The 4,781-nt window shown below is 51.5% G+C and carries 2 protein-coding genes; both read right to left on the bottom strand.

Annotated features, from left to right (window positions below; translation table 11 throughout):
- Window positions 1-144: 144 nt before the first annotated feature.
- Window positions 145-1,104, bottom strand: a complete 960-nt coding sequence (locus tag FS806_RS24980) for an MraY family glycosyltransferase (protein ID WP_144942044.1) — start codon at window positions 1,102-1,104, stop codon at window positions 145-147.
- Window positions 1,105-1,311: 207 nt separating this feature from the next.
- Window positions 1,312-4,521 carry an Ig-like domain-containing protein gene (locus FS806_RS24975; protein ID WP_186328537.1) on the bottom strand — a complete coding sequence of 1,070 codons (3,210 nt, stop codon included), beginning with the start codon at window positions 4,519-4,521 and terminating at the stop codon, window positions 1,312-1,314.
- Window positions 4,522-4,781: the final 260 nt, after the last annotated feature.

Raw genomic sequence — 4,781 nt, 5'->3', positions numbered from 1 at the left:
TCCCTCCACCCGCATAGCGGGTGGTTTTTTGTTTCGCACGCTTCGCGAGCTCAACTGGCTAAAGCCATAATAAAAAGAACCCGCCGGTGCGCGGGTTCCTTTTCCATGTATTCTTATTGGGTCGGCCTTAGAAGACCTCTATACTTATACCTGAAGCAGCAGAAGAATAATCGAGGTCAGACTAAAGCATACACTGACCAGACATAAGAAGGTAACGATTTGCTTCGGGTTCAGCCCGGCGGACAGCAGCCGGTAATGAATCTGGGTGGCGTCCGCTTTGTAGATCGGCTTGCCGTCCTTAAACCTCTTGAGAACGACAAAAATATTGTCGAATATCGGCACACCCAGTGCCAGGATCGGTATGAATAACGACAGCACGGTCGCTTGCTTGAAGGCTCCGTCCAAAGCAATGACGCTCAGGATGAAGCCGAGGAAAGTGGCTCCTGCATCCCCCATATAGATCTTCGCCGGGGGCTTGTTGTATTTCAAATACCCGAGGCCGACTCCCACGAGAGTAATGGCCATAATTGCGGAATCGCTCTGGCCCATAGTGACGGCCACGATAAACAAGGTCATTGCCGAAATTACGGACAGCCCGCCGGCCAACCCATCCATCCCGTCGGAGAAATTGATAACGGTCGTCACTCCGAAAATCCACGTAACGGTCAGCAGAAATTGGAGAACGGTCGGCAGAACGACCATCTGCTCGGTAAACGGGTTGTAGAATCCGACAAACACGATACCGGCCTGATAAATGAGATAGGCGGCAAAGATCTGCACCAAGAACTTGGGCCAAGCCGGAAATTCCTTGCCCTGGGTCTTGTACCAATCATCGATCGTACCGATGGCGAGGATCAGCAGGGAGCCCGCCAGCACAGCCACAGTCTCTTCCCACGGCGCCTCGTTAAAAAGCAGATAGGAAACGACAAATCCGACAAAAATGGCGATGCCGGCCGTTAACGGAACCGGCTCTTTATGTAACTTCCTGGCATTATTTTCTTTAGGCTTGTCCACGAAGTCGATTTTAATTGCAAAACGTCTCAGAAGAGGAATAGACAAATAAACGATAAAAAGTGCTAATAGAAAAGCGGCAAGATAATGAATGACTGCTCCTCCTTCCTAAATTGCTAAAGGAAATATATTGCAGAGCCAGAATCATTATATCATGTTCCTGCCGCTTATTTAAATAAAAGTTTTGTTTTTCCGACAAACCCCGGCAGTCTTTGTGCCGCTCTTCGCCATTCCGGACGCTCTCCGCCCGGGCATCCGCACAGCTTCGCACGGGATTTGTCGACACCTGCATCGGCAGGCTTATTTATTTTTCCCTTTGCCGTTGTCGTTGTTAAAGACTTTGACCCGGATGACCGCCTTCTTCCCTCCGTATTCGACCGTAATGTCGGCGCGGCCCGGCTTGAGCGCGGTCACCAGCCCCGTTTCGGACACATCGGCTACCCGTACATGAGAGGAGCGGAAGGAATCTGCGGTGACCCGTTCGCGGGTTCCGTCCGAATAGACGGCTGTCACTTCCGTTTGATGGGTTTGTCCGACAATCAGGCTGTAATCGTTATCGTCCACTTCGATGCTTACTAATTGTGCCGCCGGAGTGACCCGGACCAAGGTCTCCGCCGCCCGATTCCCGTATACGGCTGTAATGACCGATTCTCCCTGTCTAAGGCCGGTTAATGTGCCGTCCGCAGCTACGGAGACAACCTCCGGCCGGTTGGAGCGGTATTCAACACCTGAGCCGGGAACGCTGCGGCTGCCGTCCGAATAGATCGCCGTCAGGCGGGGGTGTACGGATTCCCCGGTACGAAGCACATATTCGTCTCGTTCGAATTCGAGGCCTGTCAGCTCCGCCTCATTCCGCGTTACTCTAACCGTTTGGCTGTTCGTTTTTCTTCCATCGACCCACACGTCTATCCGGATGGTATTCAATCCCGGCCGCAGATCCACCCGGCCAACGAAATCGCCGTATTCGTCCATTTCCGCCTGCATGCCGTTCAGTGTCACCTGTGCCCTTCCCGGCCCCAGCACCTGAACATTCCCTTTCATTTCAAGCACGGACTCAGAGGTGGTGATTCCGTCATAGTCCAGATGTCCGCGCAGCGCGGCCGCCCTGGCGAGATCCCCTTCGCTGTATACGTAAGCCAGAAGCTGGCGCAAGGTCCGAACACCGTCATTGTCAAGGGCGGAGATGACGAAGCCTCCATTCGGAAGCACGCTGTTATTCGGCCGGTTGCCGCTCCAATTCCAACGGATCGCCTGCTGTTTGTTGACGACATCCAGCACCTTGCCGTCGGCGCCGACGACTACTTCAACCCCGTAGCTTCCCGACGTTCCCGTAGTCGGTCCGAATTCATCCGAATAGACGGCGATCGTGCCAATTCCCCGATTTTGGTTATAGAAATCCGCTTCTATATACCCGTCAGCGACATACTGCCGCAAATGCTCGGGAAGCTCATACTGGTCCGGGATGCTGAGGCCAAGCTGGTACGGCTTGACATAAGGCCGGTCTTCCAGCGCCGCTTTTTGCACATCCCAATTAATGACGGACAGATCAAACAGCTTAATGCCGTTGGTAAATTTGAGCGCGGCCTGGAATGATTCGCGTTGATCCTCGGGGTCCGGAAGCTGTTGAAGCTGAAAACCGGCATAAACCGGAAATTCTTCTTCCAGAAGCGTATGGATCATGGTAATGCCCCGCTTGACGGCCGAAGGCGTATTATAATAAGTGCCCAGAATCATATAATCAAAGATGTCCTTGGTGCCGAAGCCGGTTTGAGTATACTCCTCCGTATATAGCTCCGCCAGCGGCAGACCCAACCTGGAATCATACGGAATATTGGGATTGGCCCAGTTCTGCCCTACCTCGTAATAAGATGAGTACCAGGAGCCCATGGAGATGGCGAACGGAATTTGCTTCCCGGTTTCCGCATTGATCTGATCGATCCTCTCCCGCAAATTAATGAAAAATTGCTTGGAAACAGTGGAACGGTAGGTCAGCCAATCATAAAACAACGGTCCGTTAACGGTCTTCATATAATTGCCCTGTTCATCATACTGGTGCTCCATAACGTCTTGAGGCCATCGCTGCAATGATTTTCCTTTGCCGGCCAAATAGCTTTCGAACTGCAGCCTCGATAGGTCGCTGAAATCGGCATAGAGGTTATCATATCTGGCCCTGTCCAGCACAATCCCGTCGACATCATAATAGCGCATCACTTCTTCTATAACCTTCATCTGATATTGCTGTGCGCGTTCATTCGCCGGATTCAGAAAGTATACCGAAGGCTTATATCGGCTCTGCCGGATCGGAACGATTTTTCCCCCGTCCTCCGGACGGTAGACCCATTCCTCGAAATCGGCGAATTGCTCCGGGGTAAGACCGGTATCGACTGCAGTGCCGGAGCCATACAGATTGAAGACCGCATCAATTCTTAGTCCAAGCTCCCGGGAATGATCGATAAAAACCTGCAGAACGTCCATGTCCGCCGGAACTCCTCTCTTGGAAGGTTCCGTTATCCGGCTGATGTGGGGAATTCCCGAAATTTCGTTATGCAGATAGGAAGCGAATCCTTCGTGTCCTTTCACCGGAAAAGCGACCGCCGTCACCCCGGCCTCCTTGGCCTTGACCAGCATTCTGCGCACCGCCTCGGAGGAAGGGTACTTGTTAAGATTGGTCGATTGCTCAATCCACAAGTACACCTCCCGTTCATCATGCAGCCGCATATAACGATAGACAACGACCGAGAACCGGTTCTGAATCACCTCTCCCCGCTTCACCCTCACCTCGATATAATTCGTTTGCGGCTCCAAGTCGACTTCATGGGTAAAGGTGCCGTCATCCCGGATCGATACAGGCTGATTCGCAATGAAGATTTGATAAGAGCCTTCTTTATCATAGTTGGTGAGCTTTCCCGACAATATCGCCCGGTTTTGGTCTTGGGGAACCGTAAACATGTTATCCTGATCCAAGATCAGCGTAGAGGGCTGGGCCAGCTCTTCGGTCCTGCTCTTAAACTCCTCGATCGTTACGGCTTGTCCATCCAGTTTAAGCATGACCTTATCACCGACGTCGAAATTTTCGGCGGCGAATTTTTTGAAGCCCTTCTGCTGATAAGAATCGTCTACAGCCAGAAGAACGAAGCCTCCCGCGGGGATCTCCAGGTTGGGCGAATCCTGCCAGATCGGGGTTGCTCCCGGAGCAGGGGCCTTGTTGGCTACTTGGGTGACCGTGAAGCTGCTGTCTACTTGCACGGCTACATTATATTTACTCGTGTTGTTTGTTCTTTCTCCATAACGGTCCGTCAGCACCGCCAAGTAATCGCCGGAACCCGGTGCGTCCACCACCTGGATTTCTCTAGATATTCCGGAAGCGGTCTCAATTTCAATCTTAAGCAATTGTGATGCGGGCTCGTTGTTCCCGTTCTCGTCCATGGCGTCCCACGCCCCTGCCTGTCCGGCTCCCGCCAGACCAAAGACTAACGATAGCAATAGCAACCAATATACCTTTGTCCTCATTGCTTTTCCCTCCTTAAGGGTTAGACCGATGAATGGTGGGCCTTTATCGTATTCTTCCTTCCCCATTTCCCTCCTTTCACTTGCAAAAAATTCCTCCTCTCCCATCTTTACCAAAAGTATACTTCTAGAAATAGCAAATGACTATTTGAAAGCGATTACTTTTTCTGGTACTTTCATTACTTTCCTGAATCCGTGATCTTTAAAATCAAAATAGCTAGATAAAGAAAGGAAATCAATGATCGATGGAGAAATAGTAGGAT

The sequence above is a fragment of the Paenibacillus sp. 32O-W genome, assembly GCF_007679495.1.
Lineage (GTDB): Bacteria > Bacillota > Bacilli > Paenibacillales > NBRC-103111 > Paenibacillus_L > Paenibacillus_L residui.
This window is presented reverse-complemented; position numbering and strand designations above follow the sequence as displayed.